Source organism: Sutcliffiella cohnii (assembly GCF_002250055.1).
GTDB lineage: Bacteria > Bacillota > Bacilli > Bacillales > Bacillaceae_I > Sutcliffiella > Sutcliffiella cohnii.
In genome coordinates this window covers 589472-607500 of the sequence record NZ_CP018866.1, presented here as the reverse complement: position 1 = coordinate 607500, position 18029 = coordinate 589472, and the positions used below count along the sequence as shown (strand labels likewise).

At 35.6% G+C, this 18029-nt stretch carries 15 protein-coding genes (1 of these 15 cut by a window edge); 5 read left to right on the top strand and 10 right to left on the bottom strand.

The window, feature by feature from the left end:
* Positions 1 to 529: the 5' portion of a nucleotidyltransferase-like protein gene (locus BC6307_RS02820; protein ID WP_066420701.1), read on the bottom strand. It extends 344 nt beyond the left edge of the window; the window shows 529 of its 873 coding nt (coding positions 1-529); its start codon is at positions 527 to 529; its stop codon lies off the left edge, out of view.
* A gap of 272 nt (positions 530 to 801) precedes the next feature.
* Here BC6307_RS02820 and BC6307_RS02815 point away from each other — a divergent pair, with 272 nt between their 5' ends.
* A complete protein-coding gene (locus tag BC6307_RS02815; RefSeq protein WP_066420700.1) occupies positions 802 to 1161 on the top strand; it encodes a YgzB family protein in 360 nt (119 codons plus the stop codon).
* A 269-nt stretch (positions 1162 to 1430) separates the two neighbouring features.
* Here the strand turns inward: BC6307_RS02815 and perR are convergent, their stop codons facing one another.
* The 5 genes from perR to bcp all read right to left on the bottom strand — a co-directional run bounded on the left by perR (position 1431) and on the right by bcp (position 6117).
* Positions 1431 to 1871 carry a peroxide-responsive transcriptional repressor PerR gene (gene perR / locus BC6307_RS02810; RefSeq protein WP_066420698.1) on the bottom strand — a complete coding sequence of 147 codons (441 nt, stop codon included), beginning with the start codon at positions 1869 to 1871 and terminating at the stop codon, positions 1431 to 1433.
* A gap of 117 nt (positions 1872 to 1988) precedes the next feature.
* A complete protein-coding gene (locus BC6307_RS02805) occupies positions 1989 to 2546 on the bottom strand; it encodes a cob(I)yrinic acid a,c-diamide adenosyltransferase (protein ID WP_066420697.1) in 558 nt (185 codons plus the stop codon).
* A 1-nt stretch (position 2547) separates the two neighbouring features.
* Entirely contained in the window at positions 2548 to 3543 is a 996-nt protein-coding gene (locus BC6307_RS02800) for a D-2-hydroxyacid dehydrogenase (RefSeq protein WP_235858299.1), read from the bottom strand.
* Positions 3544 to 3721: 178 nt separating this feature from the next.
* Positions 3722 to 5275, bottom strand: a complete 1554-nt coding sequence (locus tag BC6307_RS02795; RefSeq protein WP_066420694.1) for an AbgT family transporter — start codon at positions 5273 to 5275, stop codon at positions 3722 to 3724.
* A 371-nt stretch (positions 5276 to 5646) separates the two neighbouring features.
* Entirely contained in the window at positions 5647 to 6117 is a 471-nt protein-coding gene (gene bcp, locus BC6307_RS02790) for a thioredoxin-dependent thiol peroxidase (protein ID WP_066420693.1), read from the bottom strand.
* A gap of 139 nt (positions 6118 to 6256) precedes the next feature.
* Between bcp and BC6307_RS02785 the strand changes: the two genes are divergently transcribed.
* Positions 6257 to 6457 (top strand): hypothetical protein, encoded by a 201-nt coding sequence (locus BC6307_RS02785; RefSeq protein WP_066420691.1) that lies wholly within the window; start codon positions 6257 to 6259, stop codon positions 6455 to 6457.
* Here BC6307_RS02785 and BC6307_RS02780 read toward each other — a convergent pair.
* The gene (locus BC6307_RS02780; protein ID WP_066420690.1) at positions 6454 to 6873 is read right to left on the bottom strand and encodes an ion channel; all 420 of its coding nucleotides are present in this window, start codon (positions 6871 to 6873) and stop codon (positions 6454 to 6456) included. The two genes, BC6307_RS02785 and BC6307_RS02780, sit on opposite strands and share 4 nt — an antisense overlap.
* 151 nt (positions 6874 to 7024) lie before the next feature.
* Here BC6307_RS02780 and BC6307_RS02775 point away from each other — a divergent pair, with 151 nt between their 5' ends.
* The 3 genes from BC6307_RS02775 (at position 7025) to BC6307_RS02760 (ending at position 14925) form a co-directional block, all read left to right on the top strand.
* Positions 7025 to 8311, top strand: a complete 1287-nt coding sequence (locus BC6307_RS02775; RefSeq protein ID WP_066420688.1) for a glutamate-1-semialdehyde 2,1-aminomutase — start codon at positions 7025 to 7027, stop codon at positions 8309 to 8311.
* Between the two features lie 261 nt (positions 8312 to 8572).
* On the top strand, positions 8573 to 13039 hold the full coding sequence (locus BC6307_RS02770; protein ID WP_066420686.1) for a glutamate synthase-related protein: 4467 nt from the start codon (positions 8573 to 8575) through the stop codon (positions 13037 to 13039).
* A gap of 800 nt (positions 13040 to 13839) precedes the next feature.
* On the top strand, positions 13840 to 14925 hold the full coding sequence (locus BC6307_RS02760) for an FUSC family protein (RefSeq protein WP_066421840.1): 1086 nt from the start codon (positions 13840 to 13842) through the stop codon (positions 14923 to 14925).
* A gap of 53 nt (positions 14926 to 14978) precedes the next feature.
* Here the strand turns inward: BC6307_RS02760 and BC6307_RS02755 are convergent, their stop codons facing one another.
* The 3 genes from BC6307_RS02755 to BC6307_RS02745 all read right to left on the bottom strand — a co-directional run bounded on the left by BC6307_RS02755 (position 14979) and on the right by BC6307_RS02745 (position 17929).
* On the bottom strand, positions 14979 to 16724 hold the full coding sequence (locus BC6307_RS02755; RefSeq protein ID WP_066421842.1) for an ABC transporter ATP-binding protein: 1746 nt from the start codon (positions 16722 to 16724) through the stop codon (positions 14979 to 14981).
* 234 nt (positions 16725 to 16958) lie between these two features.
* Positions 16959 to 17489, bottom strand: coding sequence for a nucleoside tri-diphosphate phosphatase (gene ntdP / locus BC6307_RS02750; RefSeq protein ID WP_066421844.1), 531 nt, complete (start codon positions 17487 to 17489; stop codon positions 16959 to 16961).
* 185 nt (positions 17490 to 17674) lie between these two features.
* Positions 17675 to 17929, bottom strand: a complete 255-nt coding sequence (locus BC6307_RS02745) for a YgaB family protein (RefSeq protein WP_066421846.1) — start codon at positions 17927 to 17929, stop codon at positions 17675 to 17677.
* Positions 17930 to 18029 lie beyond the last annotated feature (100 nt).

Here is an 18029-nt window from a genome sequence, read left to right as displayed (position 1 = left end):
TCCATACAGTCAGTTCTGGATGAAAACCATTTTCAATAACTGATAATCTTGCAAGGTGGTGGAGAGAATGAACGATATGATTGAATGCGTCCAAATGATGATTTGATTCAAAGAAATCTTTTCCTTCCATATACCTTCTAATTAGCTTAGCAAATTCTATACCTATTTTTACTTTTCTATCTTCTAACGGGTAATCATCCAATTTGTTTCTCAAAGTTATAATGTATTCATTTCGATCGAATAATATTTTACCATTCATAATCCAATCGATCACTCTTCGGTTCGTTCCTAATTGAATCCAATCTTTGAGTTGTTCTTCACTCACAATATAGAGTGCAGCTTTTTGCTCACCAATATCATAATGCTTTATATATAACGGGGTTTCTAATTCTTTCACAATCATTAATAGTATTGCATCGAATCTGTCTGTATTCGGACTATTACGGTTCCTTTTTTCGATTAATAGTGTTCCTAGCGTATTCGATTGACTTGCACGTTCTTGATATATTGGACGAAGTAGGTCCTCCATAACATCACTCCATTTATTCACTTGTTTTTCATAGCTTATAATTTTAATTTTAGTTTCTTCTTTATAAACACATACTTTTAACTGAAACTTACTTACACAAAAATATTCGACATAATTCTCTTTTATCCTCTTAATTCTTTTGAAAAACTTAATTAGTAGGGATAGTTTCTCAGGTAGTGTATAGAATTTGGCATTGTTTTAAAAATCTCATTTTATTGCCATAACTAACTGCTATAATTTATGATATGATTGTTCACTAGGAGGTATTATTTATGGCTCGTAAATATTCCAGTAAAATAAATAAGATTCGTACCTTTGCTCTTTCGTTAATCTTTATCGGATTTTTCATTATGTATTTAGGTATTTTCTTCCGTGAAAATATGATTGTAATGACTATATTCATGCTTTTAGGGTTAGTAGCAATTGTAGGAAGTACTGTTGTTTACTTTTGGATTGGTATGCTATCTACTAAAGCAGTACAAGTAGTTTGTCCAACATGTAATAAAGTTACGAAAGTTCTTGGTCGAGTTGATATGTGTATGTATTGCAATGAAACTCTCACTTTAGATCCTTCTTTAGAAGGGAAAGAATTTGACGAATCTTACAATCACAAAAAGAAGGCAGATAGTTAAGCTATCCGCCTTCTTTCTTTTTATATATTATAGCAGTCCATTTTGAAAACAGAAAGTGGTTTAAATCAATCCGTTGCACTTCGGTTCTCAGCCTTGAAACTAAAAACATTAATGCAGTTCAAAATACAAGTCACAATTTATAGTCGCTATTGTGCAATATTCCATTTCCATAAGTGTTCACCTTATATAACGACAGACACTTAGAAATAGTTTTCTGTTTCGACACATATTTTTCACCATAAAAAAACAGATATTAACTATCTGTTTTTTTAGTGTGCGCCTTTTTGACATTCTGGGCAAGTACCGTAAATTTCCATACGATGTCTATTAATTTTGAATCCAGTAACATGAGCAGCTAACGCTTCTACCTCATCTAAACCTGGGTATGAAAAATCTACAATTTTACCACAGCTATCACAAATGACATGATAATGATCGGACGTTACGAAGTCAAATCTACTTGAACTGTCTCCATAAGTTAATTCTTTAACTAAACCAACTTCTTTAAATACTCGTAAATTATTATAGACTGTCGCAACACTCATATTAGGGAATTTCCCCTCTAGTGCTTTATATATATCATCTGCAGTTGGGTGGGTCATTGCTTCAATTAGATATTCTAAAATCGCATGACGCTGAGGAGTAATTCTAACCCCAGTTTGTTTCAACGTTTCAAGCGCTTCTTTAATTTGTTCTTCAACCACCGTCATGCACCCCCTTATCCATAAGGATTCTTACTTTATAATATTTATAAATAGTGTACATTGTAAGTGTGATTTTTGTCAATCATCTCCTATATATATACTATATACAGTTTTTAATAATTATTACACTTCTGGCCTCAATTCTGGTTCTTCCACCTGCAAGTGGAAATTAACCGCTCTCCCTGCCACAAATAAATAGTCAGATAGTCTGTTCAAGTACGCAAGTACTATTTCCGATGTACCTTCTTCTATTTTCACTGCATTTCTTTCTGCTCTCCTTACTATCGTTCTAGCGCAATGTAGTGTAGCACCTGCTTTACTTCCTCCAGGTAATATAAAGTTTTTCAAAGGAGGTAAATTTTCAGATAGTATATCAATATCTTTTTCTAACCTTTTAACATGCTCTTCTGTTAAGTTCCATCTTACATCTTTCCCTTTAGGAGTAGCTAATTCTGCCCCAACATGGAATAAAATCGTTTGAATAGAGTTTAACGTTTCTAATATTGTTTCTTTTTTTTCAAATACTTTTTCTTCGTTAATATAAGTCACAGCTAATCCGATCATAGAATTAGCCTCATCACAAGTACCATATGCTTCGACTCTATCATCGTATTTTGGTACGCGTGAGCCATAAACTAAAGAAGTTTGACCTTTGTCGCCTGTTTTCGTGTAAATTTTCATATTAATATCCCCTTTCTAGATCAATCATATTTATAAAGTCAGCATTTTCGTTTTTAAGATATACATTCAAATTGTGTTTAAAAATTTGCAGAGCACGAGGTTGATATCCTTTCGTAACACTAGATAGATGTGGTGTTACAGTAACATTTTCCATCTTCCAAAATGGATGGTCCTCATCTATTGGTTCCGTTTCAAAGACGTCTAATACTGCATGTGATATTTCTTTTAATTCTAGTGCCTTTAATAAAATTTCCTCCGCTACTACGTCTCCTCGACCAATATTTATAAAGACTGAGTTATCTTTCATTAGTTGAAACTGTTTATGTTTTAAAACATGCTTTGTTTCTTTCGTACTTGGTAAAACAGATACAACGAAGTCAGCTTGTGGAAGTACTTCATCTAATTCTGCTAAAGAATATATTTCATCTACAAATTCTACTTGTTTACTAGTACGTGTTATCCCTAATGTCTTCATCCGAAACGCTTTTGCTAGTCTTGCTATTTCTCCCCCGATTGCACCGACACCTAAAATAGCAATTGTTTTACCGTTAAGTTCCATCTTTTCTATTGTTCGATCCCACAAACAATTTCTCTCGTTTTCTATAAGCTTTTTGGAATTACGAGCTACTTGTAACATCATCGCTATTGTATATTCAGCCATCGGTATTTTATGTATTCCTCTTGCGTTTGTAACAAGGATTTTTTTCTCTTCTATCATATTTAAAGGCATTCTCTCTACACCCGCTGATGCTACCATAATCCATTTTAAGTTTTCCGCAATGTTAATATGGTCAGTAGTTAAGTTACCATATGTTAAGATAATTTCCGCATGTTTTAGCTTTTCTTTTGGTATTTCAGAAACTTTTTTAAAAAACTCAAATGTAACCTCCGGAAAACTTTTCTTTAAATCCTCTGCTAGGTTTGGATCTTGCAATTCAAAAGTAGAAACGACGAACATATGAAACATCCCCTTTTTCTTAACTTCTCCTTCCATCATATTAGAAAAACTTCCTGTTTGCCAAGTACTATAACTCTAAGTTAATGTACACTGATCTAAAATAGGATAGGCTTTTAAATTTATCCTTTTTACTTCGTTGTGGTACAAGTTCTTTCCTTTAAATGCAAAAAATCCGTCTATTTGTAAAAACAAATAGACGGATTTGCTTAACTTTATATTAACCTGGATAGTGAATTGGTGCATTCGGTCCTAATGGAACTCCCGTTAGCATCCAAACGACTAACATAATAATCCATGTAATGGTAAAGAAGATAGAGTATGGTAACATCGTAGAAATTAATGTCCCGATACCAACCTTTTTATCGTATTTTTGAGCAAACACGATAACAATCGCAAAATATGGTAATAGTGGAGAAATTACATTCGTCGTTGAATCTGCAATTCGATATGCTAATTGTGTTAGTTCAGGTGAATACCCTAAGTTCATCATCATCGGAACGAAAACAGGTGCCATTATCGCCCATTTTGCAGATGCACTTCCTATAAACAAGTTAATCATACCAGCTACTAATATAAAAATTAAGATTAGTAGAATACTATAAAACATGTTATCTCCAGAGAAGCCTAATCCTTGAATGAATTCTGCTCCATTTACTGCCATAACTGTTCCTAATTTCGTTTCATTAAAGTATGCTACGAATTGTCCTGCTACGAAGGCTAAAACAATATAAGAACCCATTGTTGCCATCGTTTCAGATAATTGATTTGCTACATCTTTATCATCCTTAATTGACTTGGTTACTTTACCGTAAACAAACCCTGGCACAAAGAAAACAATTAGTATAATAGGAACTAACACTTGGAAAAATGGCCAGCTTGTTACGTCACCTTCACCACGTAACGGTCCCCAAGATGGAACAACTAATAATGATAATACTGCTACTGTACCTAAAATAGCGAATAACGCAAACCATAAACCTTTTTTCTCTTCAGGTTTTAAATGGCTCATATTTTCTTCTTCGATTGAACCTTTATATTTACCTAAACGAGGCTCAACTAATTTATCTGTAACAAATGTACCTACAATCGTTAATAGAAAAACAGATGCAATCATGAAATAATAGTTCATCATATAGTTCATGCCTGCAGCGTATTCCGGATTAACAGTTTCTGCTGCTTGGATCGTTAAACCACCAAGAAGTGGATCTAAAGATGTTAATAATAAGTTTGCACTAAATCCAGCTGATACTCCTGCGAATGCGGCTGCTAAACCTGCTAAAGGATGTCTGCCAAGCCCCGCAAATAATACTGCCCCAAGAGGAACTAATACTACGTAACCAGCATCAGAAGCCATACTCGACATAATACCACCGAATACTAGCGCCGCTGTCATTAACTGTTTAGGGACAGAAGTTACTAGCCCACGTAACGCCGCACTAATTAACCCTGATCTCTCAGCAATTCCAATACCTAGCATTGTTACAAGAACGGTGCCAAGTGGCGCAAATCCAGTAAAGTTTTTAACAGCACTTTCAAATATGTACTGTATACCTTCACTTGACATTAAGCTTTTAACCTCAATTACTTCCCCTTCATTAATCGGGTCTGCCACTTGAACTCCTAAGCTAGCAAAAATCCCTGAAAATAAAACAACTAATAAAGCAAAAATTGCGAATAACGTAACGGGATGAGGAAGTTTATTACCGACACGTTCAATCATATCTAATGAACGAACCAAAAAGCCTCGTTTACTCGTTTCTGACGATTCCATTGTTTTACCCCTTCCATGCGAATGTATTAAATTTTCAAAAAATACCACAAAAAAACTCGTCCTTAGTATATTGCAGAAATTCCTCGTATGGAAGGGGTTTCAAAAAAGGCGGAATAACCTTAAAGTTAATAAAAATCCCTATATTTTGAAATTTAAACTAGAAACGTTGGTGTTACTACATTTCCCATTTTAACCCTTGTAAAATTATGTTAACATACTTATAAATAGGCATAAAAAAAAGTGTGGAACGAGTTCCACACTATATATAAAAACAACTACTGAGGAGGTATGCCCTACACTAATAAAGTACTCAAATAGCCTCTAAAGCGTTTTAGACATTCGCCCCATTTCTAAAAAATAGGCTATTTTCGTTAAGACAGATTTTCTTTAATAAACGAAAGTGCATCTTCAACATGATCTTTCACACGTACTTTACGCCATTCTTTTACTATTTCACCCTTTGTATTAATAATAAAAGTACTTCGTTCAATACCCATATACTCTTTCCCAAAGTTCTTTTTAAGTTTCCATACATCGTAGTTTTCAGCAACCTGGTGATCTTCGTCTACTAATAGTGAGAAAGGTAACCCGTGTTTTTCGATAAATTTTTGGTGCTTCTCTACCGGGTCTGGGCTGACACCTAAAATAACAGTATTCAGCTGTGAAAAGTCTTCGTGTTTATCACGGAAATCACATGCTTGCGTCGTACACCCTGGCGTCATATCTTTTGGATAAAAATATAGCACTACATTTTTCCCTCTAAAATCGGATAATTTAATCTTTTCACCCTTCTCCGTTTGCAATTCAAAATCCGGAGCTAATTTTCCCACTTCTACTGACATTTTTAATTCCTCCTTGTCCTTCATAGTTATAGGTTAGCGTAATCATATTTTAATTTCAAATATGGTGATACAACCATTTATACATATAATCACGTTTTACATTACAAACTAAAAAAGAATAAACTGTTTGGAGGGTATTATGAAAAAATCAAAAGATAAAATGTCAGTTGTTCAACCAAAAGAACCGCATTATACAGGAATTGCAAAAGATAGCGCTACACAACCGTTAGAAAGCTTTGAAAATAAATACCCTGATTCCGTTAATGAACATAAAGCGTTAGAAGCTGCCAATATGATGTTAAACGAAGGTGAAATTTCACAGCAGAGGAATAACAATTAGTCACGATAATCTAAGTCTAGTACAATTCTAACAACAAAAGCAGCAGGCATCACATATCCTAACAACGCTTGGATTATAGCGATGCCTCTCCCTATTCCAATTGGTGTAACATCCCCATACCCAACTGTTAACATTGTTACAGCACTAAAATAAACCGAAGTAGTCATCGTAGAAAAAAAGTCTTCCTTTAGCAATTCTCCCCCCTCCGTAATAATTGGTTGTATATTTAGATGAATAACACAGTAAAGTACGGCAAAAGAAATCACTAATGTTAAATATATTAAAAGTAAAAGTATTAAAGTTTCTTTTGATACGTAAGGAATTCCTCTCATATCTCTTCTATTTGGCGAAAATAAATGTAAAAAACTAAAGATAATTGCTAGAGCCACTATACATAAAACAATAAAAAACAGCATTATAATCCCCCATTGGACATGCTTTAATAATTTAATATACTCGAATTAATAGGGGGATATGCTATATTTTCATTTACAAGATACCCACTCTTTTTCATCATTTATTCATTCATGATAGAATGGTGATGTAATACATTTTAGGAGGATACATATGAATTTTCAAAAATCAGAACAGCTTCATGAAGAAGCGTTACAACATATTGTAGGTGGAGTTAATAGTCCATCTCGTTCTTATAAAGCAGTTGGTGGTGGTGCTCCTGTAACAATGGAGCGAGCTAAAGGTGCTTATTTTTGGGATGTGGACGGCAATAAATATATTGATTATTTAGCAGCTTATGGACCAATTATTACTGGTCATGCACACCCTCATATTACAGAAGCGATTAAAACTGCAGCTGAAAATGGTGTTTTATACGGAACACCAACTCCTCATGAGGTGAAATTTGCAAAAATGTTAAAAGAAGCAATACCATCCATGGATAAAGTGCGTTTTGTAAACTCTGGGACAGAAGCGGTAATGACAACGATTCGTGTTGCTAGAGCGTACACAGGACGGACAAAAATCATTAAATTTGCTGGCTGTTATCATGGCCACTCTGACTTAGTATTAGTAGCAGCAGGTTCTGGACCATCAACTTTAGGCACTCCTGATTCAGCAGGTGTTCCAAAAAGTATTGCTCAAGAAGTTATTACAGTTCCCTTTAATGATATTGAGCCTTTTGAGAAAGCACTTGAAAAATGGGGAGATGAAATTGCTGCTGTATTAGTGGAGCCGATCGTTGGTAACTTTGGTATCGTAGAGCCACTACCTGGTTTTTTAGAAAAGGTAAATGAACTTACACATAAAGCTGGTGCACTCGTTATTTATGATGAAGTTATCACCGCATTCCGCTTTATGTACGGTGGGGCTCAAGATTTACTTGATGTAAAGCCAGATTTAACAGCACTAGGAAAAATCATTGGTGGAGGTCTACCGATTGGAGCGTATGGTGGACGTAAAGATATTATGGAGAAAGTAGCGCCACTTGGTCCAGCATACCAAGCAGGGACAATGGCTGGAAACCCAGCTTCTATTTTATCTGGTATCGCTTGTCTAGAAGTTCTGAAACAAGATGGTGTTTATGAGAAGTTAGACAAATTAGGAGCAATTTTGGAAGAAGGTATTTTACGCTTAGCAGAAAAATATGGAGTTACGATTACGATTAATAGATTAAAAGGTGCACTAACGATTTATTTTACTGATGAAAAAGTCATTAATTATGAACAAGCGGAGAATACAGATGGAGAGAAGTTTGCAAAGTTCTTTAAATTAATGCTTCACGAAGGAATTAATCTTGCACCTTCTAAATATGAAGCTTGGTTTTTAACAACTGCACATACGGAAGAAGATATTCAACTTACTTTACAAGCTGTAGAACGAGCTTTTGAAAAAATATAAAAATGTATATTTATGCAAAACACGGACGGTAAAAACCGTCCTTTTTCATTGAATATACATGAAAACGGTTACATTTTTTTTATATTTATTTGTATGAACTAAACATTTTTTTGTATAGAAATTGATTTTGTTTTAATATAGTGATATGATAAAGTATCTGAAAATTCCTTATTTTCCCCCTAATCCTAAACCTATTACTTTAACAGGAGGTGAATGGCTTTTCTTGGGACCCTCTATCCCTTAGTATGAAGCCAAACATTTATGACAAACTGGAATCCGAGCAATTTTAAAGATTATCACCACGCAGAACACGATGCTTGTGGTATCGTATCCGCAATTGAAAAGAAAAAAATCCCAACAAAACAAAATATAAATGATTGTATTGACGCACTCGTTAAAATGAATCACCGTGCTGGGTTTATTAACGGTGAAGGTGATGGTGTTGGAATTCACATCGACATACCTAAAGCATTATGGAAAGAAAAACTTATGAAAGCTTCACTAAACACAGACCTTGTAGACCGCAACGATTTCATTGTTGGGCATTTTTTCATTAATAGAAACATAGATACTCAAACTGCCAAAGAAGAAATAATAGCAAAAGCGGCAGCTTATGAATTAGAATTACTTTTCGAGTCTGACAGTGTAACAAATGAAAGAGCACTTGGCCCCATTGCATTACAACAAAATCCATTATTTTGGCAAGTTGCTTTCCTTTCTACCTCAGAAGAGTTTCAAGAAAATGTTGTTTTCGAATTAACAATTGATGTAGAAAAAAATGATGAAATACACGTTGCTTCTCTATCAAACTATCACGCAGTTTATAAAGTGATGGGTGCAGGTGATATTTTACCAAAGTATTATCAAGACTTAGCTAGCCCTATCGTTGCCTCTACTATGACGTTAGGACATAATCGTTATTCCACTAATACATTATCAAATTTCTTTCGTGTGCAACCGTTTAGCGTACTCGGTCATAATGGCGAAATCAATACTATCGCCAAACTTCGTGACGAGGCACTGATGCTTGGTGTACCTCTTACAAACGGTGGTAGCGACTCTCAAGACTTAAGTAGAACAATTGAAACGTTCATAAATAGATTTAACTTTAATTTATTTGAAGCAGTAGACATTGTTTTTCCACCAATTATTAATGAAATAAAGCAATACCCTTCCCATTTACAAGATTTATATACTTATATTCGTGAAGCTTGGGGTCACTTTGCACAAGGTCCAGCAGGGATTATTTCACGTTATAGGGATGAGGCAGTATTTAGCCTTGATTCTTTAGGTCTTCGTCCACTTTGGATGTTAGAAACAGAATCTACTTACTATTTTTCATCTGAACCAGGAATAAAACTAACTTCCGAGTTCACAGCTGAGCCGAAACCATTCTCGCCTGGAGAAAAAGTCGGCCTAAAATGGAATGGTGACACGATAAAAGTTTACGAATACAAACAATATCAAGAAGAAGTTTATACCCGTTTCGCTAACAAGTTCTCGTTCGATCAATTTTCGACAAGACTAAATACAGTGGCATTAACAGATGAAGTTTCTGTTTCCCCTATAGAAAAAGTTCATAATGGGCAGTATGCTGCTTTTGGGTGGGATCGTGAACATATTCAATTAGTTGAACAGATGGCTGAAAAAGGCGTTGAACCTATCCGTTCCCTCGGACATGATGTTCCACTTGCCGCTATAGCAAATGGAAGAAAGAATATTGCAGATTTTATAAAAGAAAGTGTTGCTGTTGTTACAAATCCAGCGATAGATCGCGATCGTGAAACGGAACACTTTTCTACACGAACAGTATTAGGTTCAAGACCATTATTACAAAATAAAAAGGAAGCTGCACCATTCACGGTAGAATTGTTAACACCATTATTAATTGAAGGTAACACTGGTGCTACTTGTGCAAAAGAATTAGAACAGCCTTCATATGATCAAGTAACACATATTTTTTCAACAAAAAAGCTAACTTACTTCCTTCCTACGGTTGCACAGGAAGGCGAGAGTGTAGAAAACGCATTAAACCGATTAGTAGAAGAAGCAACACATGCAGTTGAAAACGGAAAAACTTTGTTAATACTAGATGATGCGTTAGCACACCAAAACGGACATTTATGGATCGATCCACATTTAATTACATCGGTTATTGATCAAGCTTTAGTAGAAAAACAACTAAGAAGACAATGTTCCATTTTATTACGTTCAGGCGCAATCCGCTCACTACATGACTGTATAGTAGCACTTGGATTAGGCGCAAACGTTATTAGCCCTTATTTATTATTCGGTACTGTAAGCGAAGATTCTGTTGTACCGACGACAAATTTATATAATGCATTAACGAAAGGTTTAGAAAAAGTTATTTCTACAATCGGCATTCATGAACTAAGAGGATATGGGCGTCTCTTCTCCTCGATCGGATTACACGATGACATTGCAAAGTCTTTAAGAATTGTTAACTTTTTAGGTTCTGATCAATTAGGTTATAATTTTCATTCTTTATTAGAGGACGCAAAAGAAAGAATGCAAGATTTCCAAAATGAACAAGCTCGTCCAGGTAAGTCCTTTCACTTATTCCCAAGAATATGGAAAGCAATCGGTGACGTAGCGAAGTCTGGAAATTACAATGATTTCCGTGAAAAACTAAACGAACAAGAAACGAATAATCCGACTACCATTAGACACTTAACTGATTTAAAGGAAAGCAACAAGCCTATCGAACCACAGAAAGTAAATATATCTGTTGGAGAACATAGTCTACCGTTTGTTATTTCCTCGATGTCATTCGGTTCACAAAACGAAATAGCTTTTAGAGCTTACGCTGAAGCGGCTGATAAACTTAATATGATCAGCTTAAACGGTGAAGGTGGAGAAATAAAGGATATGCTCGGAAAATATCCAAAATCACGTGGTCAACAAGTTGCATCTGGACGCTTCGGTGTTAATGCTGAACTATTAAACTCTTCAAACCTGTTAGAAATAAAAATTGGTCAAGGTGCAAAACCTGGAGAAGGTGGACATTTACCTGGATCAAAAGTAACAGCTAAAATTGCTGAAGCGAGAAATGCAACGATAGGTTCAGATTTAATTTCTCCTTCAAATAATCATGATATTTATTCAATTGAAGACTTAGCACAGATGATTGCAGAGTTAAAAACTGCAAATGACCAAGCAAAAGTTTCTGTAAAAGTTCCCGTTGTTCCTAACATCGGCACAATCGCAGTTGGTATCGCTAAAGCGGGTGCCGATATTATCACGATTAGTGGGTTCGATGGTGGAACAGGTGCTGCCAGAATTCACGCTTTACAATACGTTGGTTTACCTGTTGAAATTGGAGTAAAAGCAGCCCATAACGCTTTATTAGAAGCTGGACTTCGAAATGAAGTTGAAATTTGGGGAGATGGCGGAATTAAAAGTGCAATGGATGTCATTAAAGTAATGTTACTTGGTGCGAATCGAATTGGTTTTGGTACTTTATCAATGATTGCGATTGGTTGTACAACTTGCCGTGGCTGCCATTTAGATACTTGTCATGTTGGAATTGCAACTCAAATTGAATCAGAAGCTCAAGCGAAAGAGCATGGTTTAAGACGTTTCGTTCCACGTCAAAGTGATTTAGCTGTGCAAGGTCTTATGAATCTATTCACAGCGTTCGGCGAGGAGTTAAAAGCTTTAACTGGTTCTTTAGGATTTAAAAACTTACAAGATATCGTAGGCCGCTCCGATTTATTAGAACAAACACGCGGACTTGAAAGTATAAATTTAACACCACTATTAACGGTACTAGATGTACCTCAAATAGCTCAAAAAGAAGTAGCAGCTAGCTTAGAGGAGAAGAAGCTATTAGTTGCAGCTGGTGCAGAGTATTTAGATTATCAAGAGGAAGAGCTGTTTAACTCTCGAGAGTTCTCTTCTATCACTTCTGAACAAAGGGTCCTCGGAAGTCGTGTTTCTTGTCATCGAGTAAGAAATCGTCTAGACGGGTCTTACGTTGAATTAGGAGATATTAAACTTTCATACAAAGATGGCTCCATTCCAGGTAATGGACTCGGATCGTATAATTCAGAAGGGATTAACATTTTAGTAGAAGGTGGCGCCCAAGATGGAATCGGTAAAACTGCTTTTGGTGGGAATATTACGATTTTAAAAGCAGTTGGAAGTCACGGTAAACGTGTAAATGGATCGGTTGGAAAAGGTTTTGGTTACGGTGCTCAAAAAGGGACACTTATTGTGCAAGGGAATGCAGACGCTCGAGCGGGCATTCGTTTATCCGGTGCTGATATGATTATCGGTGGTAAAGTTACTTCCCCAATTCCAGAAAATGAAGCTGGAAACTTAGGAGTTAATGCAAATATAAAAGGATTTGCTTTCGAATATATGACAAACGGTAGAGGATTAGTCCTTGGAGATCCTGGACCATGGATTTGTGCGGGTATGACAGGTGGAGTCGTTTATTTAAGACAACAACCAGAAGTAGGACTAACGAAAGAAGCACTTCAACGTCGTATCGCAAAAGGAGCAAAAGTAGCAATCCAGCCACTTTCCAATGACGGAAAACGTGACGTACAAGAACTATTAACAAAATATAAAGAAGCACTATTAAGTACGAATCAAATAGAGGAAGCAAATGAAATTACACAACTATTAAACAACCTAGAAGCAAACTTCCTACAAGTCAACCCAGTAAAAGAACAAGCAGACCCATCCGTATCTACTGAGTGATCGAAAAGCGGAGGGCGTTTGGGTAGCGGCGTACAAACTGGACCTTTCCTGCCGGAGATAAAGGAAACACTGCGAACGCAAGAGAGCAGATGTTGACTTATCGTACAGAAGGAAAGGGAAGTTTGATAGCCGCTAACGCCCGGAGCTAGACAATCCGAAAAGCGGAGACTGCTCGCTCAGGTCCAATCAAACTGGAGCTTTTCCGCAGGAGATAAAGGAATCACGGCGAGCGGTAGCGAGTCGATGATGACTTATCGTACTGAGGAAAAGTGAAGTTTGAGCCGGACCAAGCCGCCGCAGCTAGACAATCCGAAAAGCGGAAGGGGCTCGCTCAGCGGCGACAAGCACAAGGCAAGCCGGCTAGAAGGTTGCTCTTTGACCTTCTGGACGGATTGACTTGTGACCTCGAGCCGCTAGTCCCTGCAGCTAGACAATCAGAAAAGCGGAGGCGGCTCGTTCTGGCCCGACAAGCATAAGACAGGCGCTGCAGGTGGACGCTCTTTGTCCACCGGAAGTGACTGGCTTATGACCTCGAGGGCCAAGCCGCCGGAGCTGGACAAAGAAAAGCGGAGGCGGCTCGTTCAGGTCAGAATAGAAAAAAATATTTAGAGGCTATCCCGAAAAATTGGATAGCCTCTTTTTCACTTTACGTATTGAAGTAAAAAGGGAAACGTTGTATATTACATAAGTGTTTACAATATATATGTTTGTGGGAAATTAATAGTAGGCTATGAGATTATAGAAAATTACTAATTAAAGTCCTAATAATCTCTTTACTTAAGAAAGGATAAGAAAAACAAATGAAATTAGGAGCCCGAATATTAAAAACGGGAATTGCAATCACTTTAGCGTTGTATGTTGCACAATGGCTGGATTTACCTTCTCCTGTCTTTGCTGGAATTGCTGCAATATTCGCTATCCAACCTTCTATTTATCGCTCATATTTATCTATTTTAGAGCATATTCAAGGTAACTTAATTGGAGCTATTTTAGCAGTTATTTTTGGAATTACTTTTGGAGCAGACCCATTTATTATTGGATTAACAGCCATCGTTTTAATTGCTATAAATTTGCGATTAAAAATTGAAAATACAATCCCACTTGCACTAGTAACTGTCATTGCTATTATGCAAAGTCCTGCGGAAGGGTTTTTAGAATTTTCCTTTATTCGTTTTGGTACTGTAATGATTGGAATATTATCTGCTTTTTTAGTGAACTTAGTCTTTCTACCTCCAAAATACGAGACGAGGCTTTATTATAAAATTAAAGAAACTACGGACGATATTTTAAAATGGATCCGCATCAGTACGCGACATGCTTCTGAACATAATTTATTAAAAGGTGACATCGAAAACTTACGCCAACGTCTACTAAAGCTAGAACAAATTTTCACCTTATATAAAGAGGAACGAACTTATTTACGAACAAATAAATTAGGAAAATCGAGAAAGCTCGTTTTATTTAGACAATTAATCGTAACTAGCAATAGAGCATTGTTCACGTTAAAAATGTTACATCGCTTCGAGAATGAATTACACCATATGCCAACAGAATATCAACATTATTTAAAAGCTGAGCTAGACCATTTAGTTAATTTTCACGAACAAATATTATTAAAATTTGTTGGGAAAATTAAGCAAAATAATACGTCTGAAATGTTCGAAGAGGAAAAATTCAATAAAAAGATGTTTTTAGATGAATTCATGCGTCAAAAGGAAGAATGGTGTCATACAGAGTGCAACCCTGACGATTGGTACCAACTGTTCCCTCTCATTTCAAGAATTGTTGATTATAGCGATCAGCTCGAACATCTTCAAAAACTAATGCACAGCTTTCAAAATTATCATAATGATGAATTTAACATCCGCACCCGCGAAGAAGAATAAAACAAAAGCGCCAAGAGTAATCTTGACGCTTTTTATATATTAATGAATTAACGTTATTCTAATTCTTGAATGCTATACAATTCATAATAATGACCTTTTTTCCTCATTAACTCTTCATGAGATCCTATTTCTACAATTTCTCCATGTTCTAATAAAACAATTCGGTTCGCATGGGTGATAGTAGATAACCGATGAGCAACGATAAAAGTAGTTCTATCTGCAGCAAGCCTTTCCAACGATTCTTGAATAAGGTGCTCACTCTCTAAGTCAAGGGCAGACGTAGCTTCATCTAAAATAAGGATAGGTGGGTTTTTAAGAAACACTCGAGCAATTGCTACCCTTTGCTTTTGACCTCCAGATAACTTTACTCCTCTTTCTCCTACTTTCGTTTCGTAACCATCTTGCAAATTCATTATAAATTCATGTGCATTTGCCGCTTTAGCTGCTGCAATAATTTCTTCTTTCGTTGCATCTGGTTTTCCTAGTGCTATGTTTTCTCTAACTGAATCACTAAACAGGATACTATCTTGTAACACCATTCCGATATTTTGGCGTAGCTGTTGGACTTTTACATCACGGATATCGACACCGTCTAATCGAATACTTCCTTCCGTTACATCATAAAAACGTGGGAGCAAGCTAACTAATGTCGATTTTCCACCACCACTCATCCCAACTAATGCAATGGTTTCTCCTTGTTTTACTTCTAATGAAACATTTTTTAGTATAGATTCATTCTCTTCTTCATATCGGAAAGAAACATTAGAGATGGAAACATCACCTTTTACGGAATGAATATTTTTAGCGTTATCTTTATCCGTAATATCGTATTTTTCATCCACAAATTCAAATACACGATCCATAGAAGCTAGCGATTGTGTTAACGTTGTAGAGGAATTTATTAACCTTCTTAAAGGATTATATAGGCGATCAATGTATGTAATGAACATAATCATTTCACCTATCGTTAGCGTATTATTGATCACTGCATATCCTGCATAAAAAATAACTAACAATGGAGCGATATCGGTAATCGTGTTGACAACAGCAAATGTTTTTGCATTCCAACTCGTATGTACTAACGCCTTGTTTAAGAAGTTTTTATTCTGCTTTTGGAATTGCTCTTGCTCATAATCCTCTATTGCCATACTTTGAATGACCGGCATCCCTTGTACTCGTTCATGTAAATGCCCTTGCACCTCAGCAAGTGCTTGAGACCGCATTTTTGTTAATTGACGTAATCGACTATAAAAATATTTTACGGAAAACCCGTAAAGTGGAAATAAAATTATCGAAACGATTGTTAACGTAACATCCACTTGAAACATTATGATGATAACTATAAGTATAGTTGCAAAATCTAACCATACGTTCATAAGGCCAGTAATGACAAAGTTTTTCGTTTGTTCAACATCGTGTATTACTCTAGATATTACTTCCCCCGCACGATTGTTTGCATAAAAACGAAGACTTAGCCTTTGAATGTGATCAAAAAGTTTATCACGGATATCATAAAGTACTTTACTACCAGTCCACTGTGCTAAATATTGACGATAATATTCAATTGGTGGCCTTAACACAACAAAAATAACGATAATAATTCCCATTACAAGAATAAGTTCAGATTTTTTATCTTCTGTTGAAATACCTTCGGCTAAAAGAATATCATCCGTAACATATTTTAATAAGAGCGGAATTAGTAAAGGTAAACCAAATTTGAACAATCCTATTATAACGGTACCAATTACTTGCCAACTATATGGCCTAACAAATTTCAAATATCTCTTTATACTTTCCAATGCCAGCTCCTCCTCAACTGCAACAACAAACAAAAAAGAAACAGTGCGTATACACTGCTTAGTATCTCTTTTAAGCAAAAAAAAAATGAAAATAGATTATTACTTCATTTTACTAATAGTGGAATGAATTGAATAGTAAACTGCTCAAATCAGTTTGAGGAAGAAGAATTGAGGCAAAAAAAGTCCCATATTAAAGAGCTCTTATCGTCAAAAGCTCTTTAATATGGCGACTTTCTATTTATGGTACATTAAATATCGTTCATACCATATATCAATAAAATCTGGATCAAACGGTCCTTTTCTTTGTCGAATCCATGAAATTAGCGTGTTTACATTGCTTTTTAAAATTTTATCAATAACATCCGGGTAGTTCATTTCTCTTCGATGCTTCTCATATTCATCTTCGTCTAACAACATAAAAGTCATGTCAGGGAACACTTTTATATCCAAATCATAATCAATATACTTTAAAGCTTCTTCGTCATATATAAATGGAGAACTAATATTACAATAATAGTACACTCCGTCCTCTCTGATCATTCCAATTATGTTAAACCAATGTTGGGAATGAAAATAGCAAATGGCTGGTTCTCTCGTTATCCATGTACGACCATCCGATTCGGTTACAATTGTTTTATCATTTCCACCAATGACAAGATTTTGTGTCCCTTTTAAAACGGTTGTCTCATCCCAAACTCTATGAATTAGTCCGTTATGCTTATAACTGTGTATTTGAATCTTTTCTCCTTCGATGGGACACCCCATACGTTCTCCCCTACCTTCCTTTCTTGGACATTTTGAAAGCAGTTATTTTTACATATCCTTTTACTCTCATTTGAACCAATAAATTTATTTATAAAGTTTCTGTTATAACTATTATAACGGTTGTCCAGTAAATTTAAAACAAAAGAGCCATCTTTCTTTTAGATAGATGACTCTTCGTTAACATTTTATGCACTAGTTATAGCTGATTTTTTGTATGATCGTAAAGTTTCTTCCGTTTGTTTTTTAAATAATAGCTGGATAGATAGTAGTTCTTCCTTCATTTCTTTTATTTCATTTTGTACAGAGAGTAATTTCGTTCCATTTTCAAGTTCTATTAATTGTTTTTCAATTGATTGACATCGTTCAATTTCAGCTTGTAAATACAATAGCTTATCCATTATTTCTAGTTGTTTGGCAACTTCAATATCAAATTGTTCCAATGGATTTCCTCCTTTACCTGAAAATAAAAATTCTATATATGTACTTTCTGTTTATTTTTCCGTTTTCCTTTGACTATGTATGTTGACTCTTTAGAAGTTT

What these genes read in the sequence shown, in the direction of transcription:
- BC6307_RS02760 (WP_066421840.1), top strand. Translation starts at nt 13,840, where the DNA reads ATGAAATTAGGAGCCCGAATATTAAAAACGGGAATTGCAATCACTTTA.
- BC6307_RS02795 (WP_066420694.1), bottom strand. Translation starts at nt 5,275, where the DNA reads ATGGAATCGTCAGAAACGAGTAAACGAGGCTTTTTGGTTCGTTCATTA.
- ntdP (WP_066421844.1), bottom strand. Translation starts at nt 17,489, where the DNA reads ATGGGGTGTCCCATCGAAGGAGAAAAGATTCAAATACACAGTTATAAG.
- bcp (WP_066420693.1), bottom strand. Translation starts at nt 6,117, where the DNA reads ATGTCAGTAGAAGTGGGAAAATTAGCTCCGGATTTTGAATTGCAAACG.
- BC6307_RS02815 (WP_066420700.1), top strand. Translation starts at nt 802, where the DNA reads ATGGCTCGTAAATATTCCAGTAAAATAAATAAGATTCGTACCTTTGCT.
- BC6307_RS02805 (WP_066420697.1), bottom strand. Translation starts at nt 2,546, where the DNA reads ATGAAAATTTACACGAAAACAGGCGACAAAGGTCAAACTTCTTTAGTT.
- BC6307_RS02785 (WP_066420691.1), top strand. Translation starts at nt 6,257, where the DNA reads ATGAAAAAATCAAAAGATAAAATGTCAGTTGTTCAACCAAAAGAACCG.
- perR (WP_066420698.1), bottom strand. Translation starts at nt 1,871, where the DNA reads ATGACGGTGGTTGAAGAACAAATTAAAGAAGCGCTTGAAACGTTGAAA.
- BC6307_RS02780 (WP_066420690.1), bottom strand. Translation starts at nt 6,873, where the DNA reads ATGCTGTTTTTTATTGTTTTATGTATAGTGGCTCTAGCAATTATCTTT.
- BC6307_RS02770 (WP_066420686.1), top strand. Translation starts at nt 8,573, where the DNA reads ATGACAAACTGGAATCCGAGCAATTTTAAAGATTATCACCACGCAGAA.
- BC6307_RS02800 (WP_235858299.1), bottom strand. Translation starts at nt 3,543, where the DNA reads ATGATGGAAGGAGAAGTTAAGAAAAAGGGGATGTTTCATATGTTCGTC.
- BC6307_RS02775 (WP_066420688.1), top strand. Translation starts at nt 7,025, where the DNA reads ATGAATTTTCAAAAATCAGAACAGCTTCATGAAGAAGCGTTACAACAT.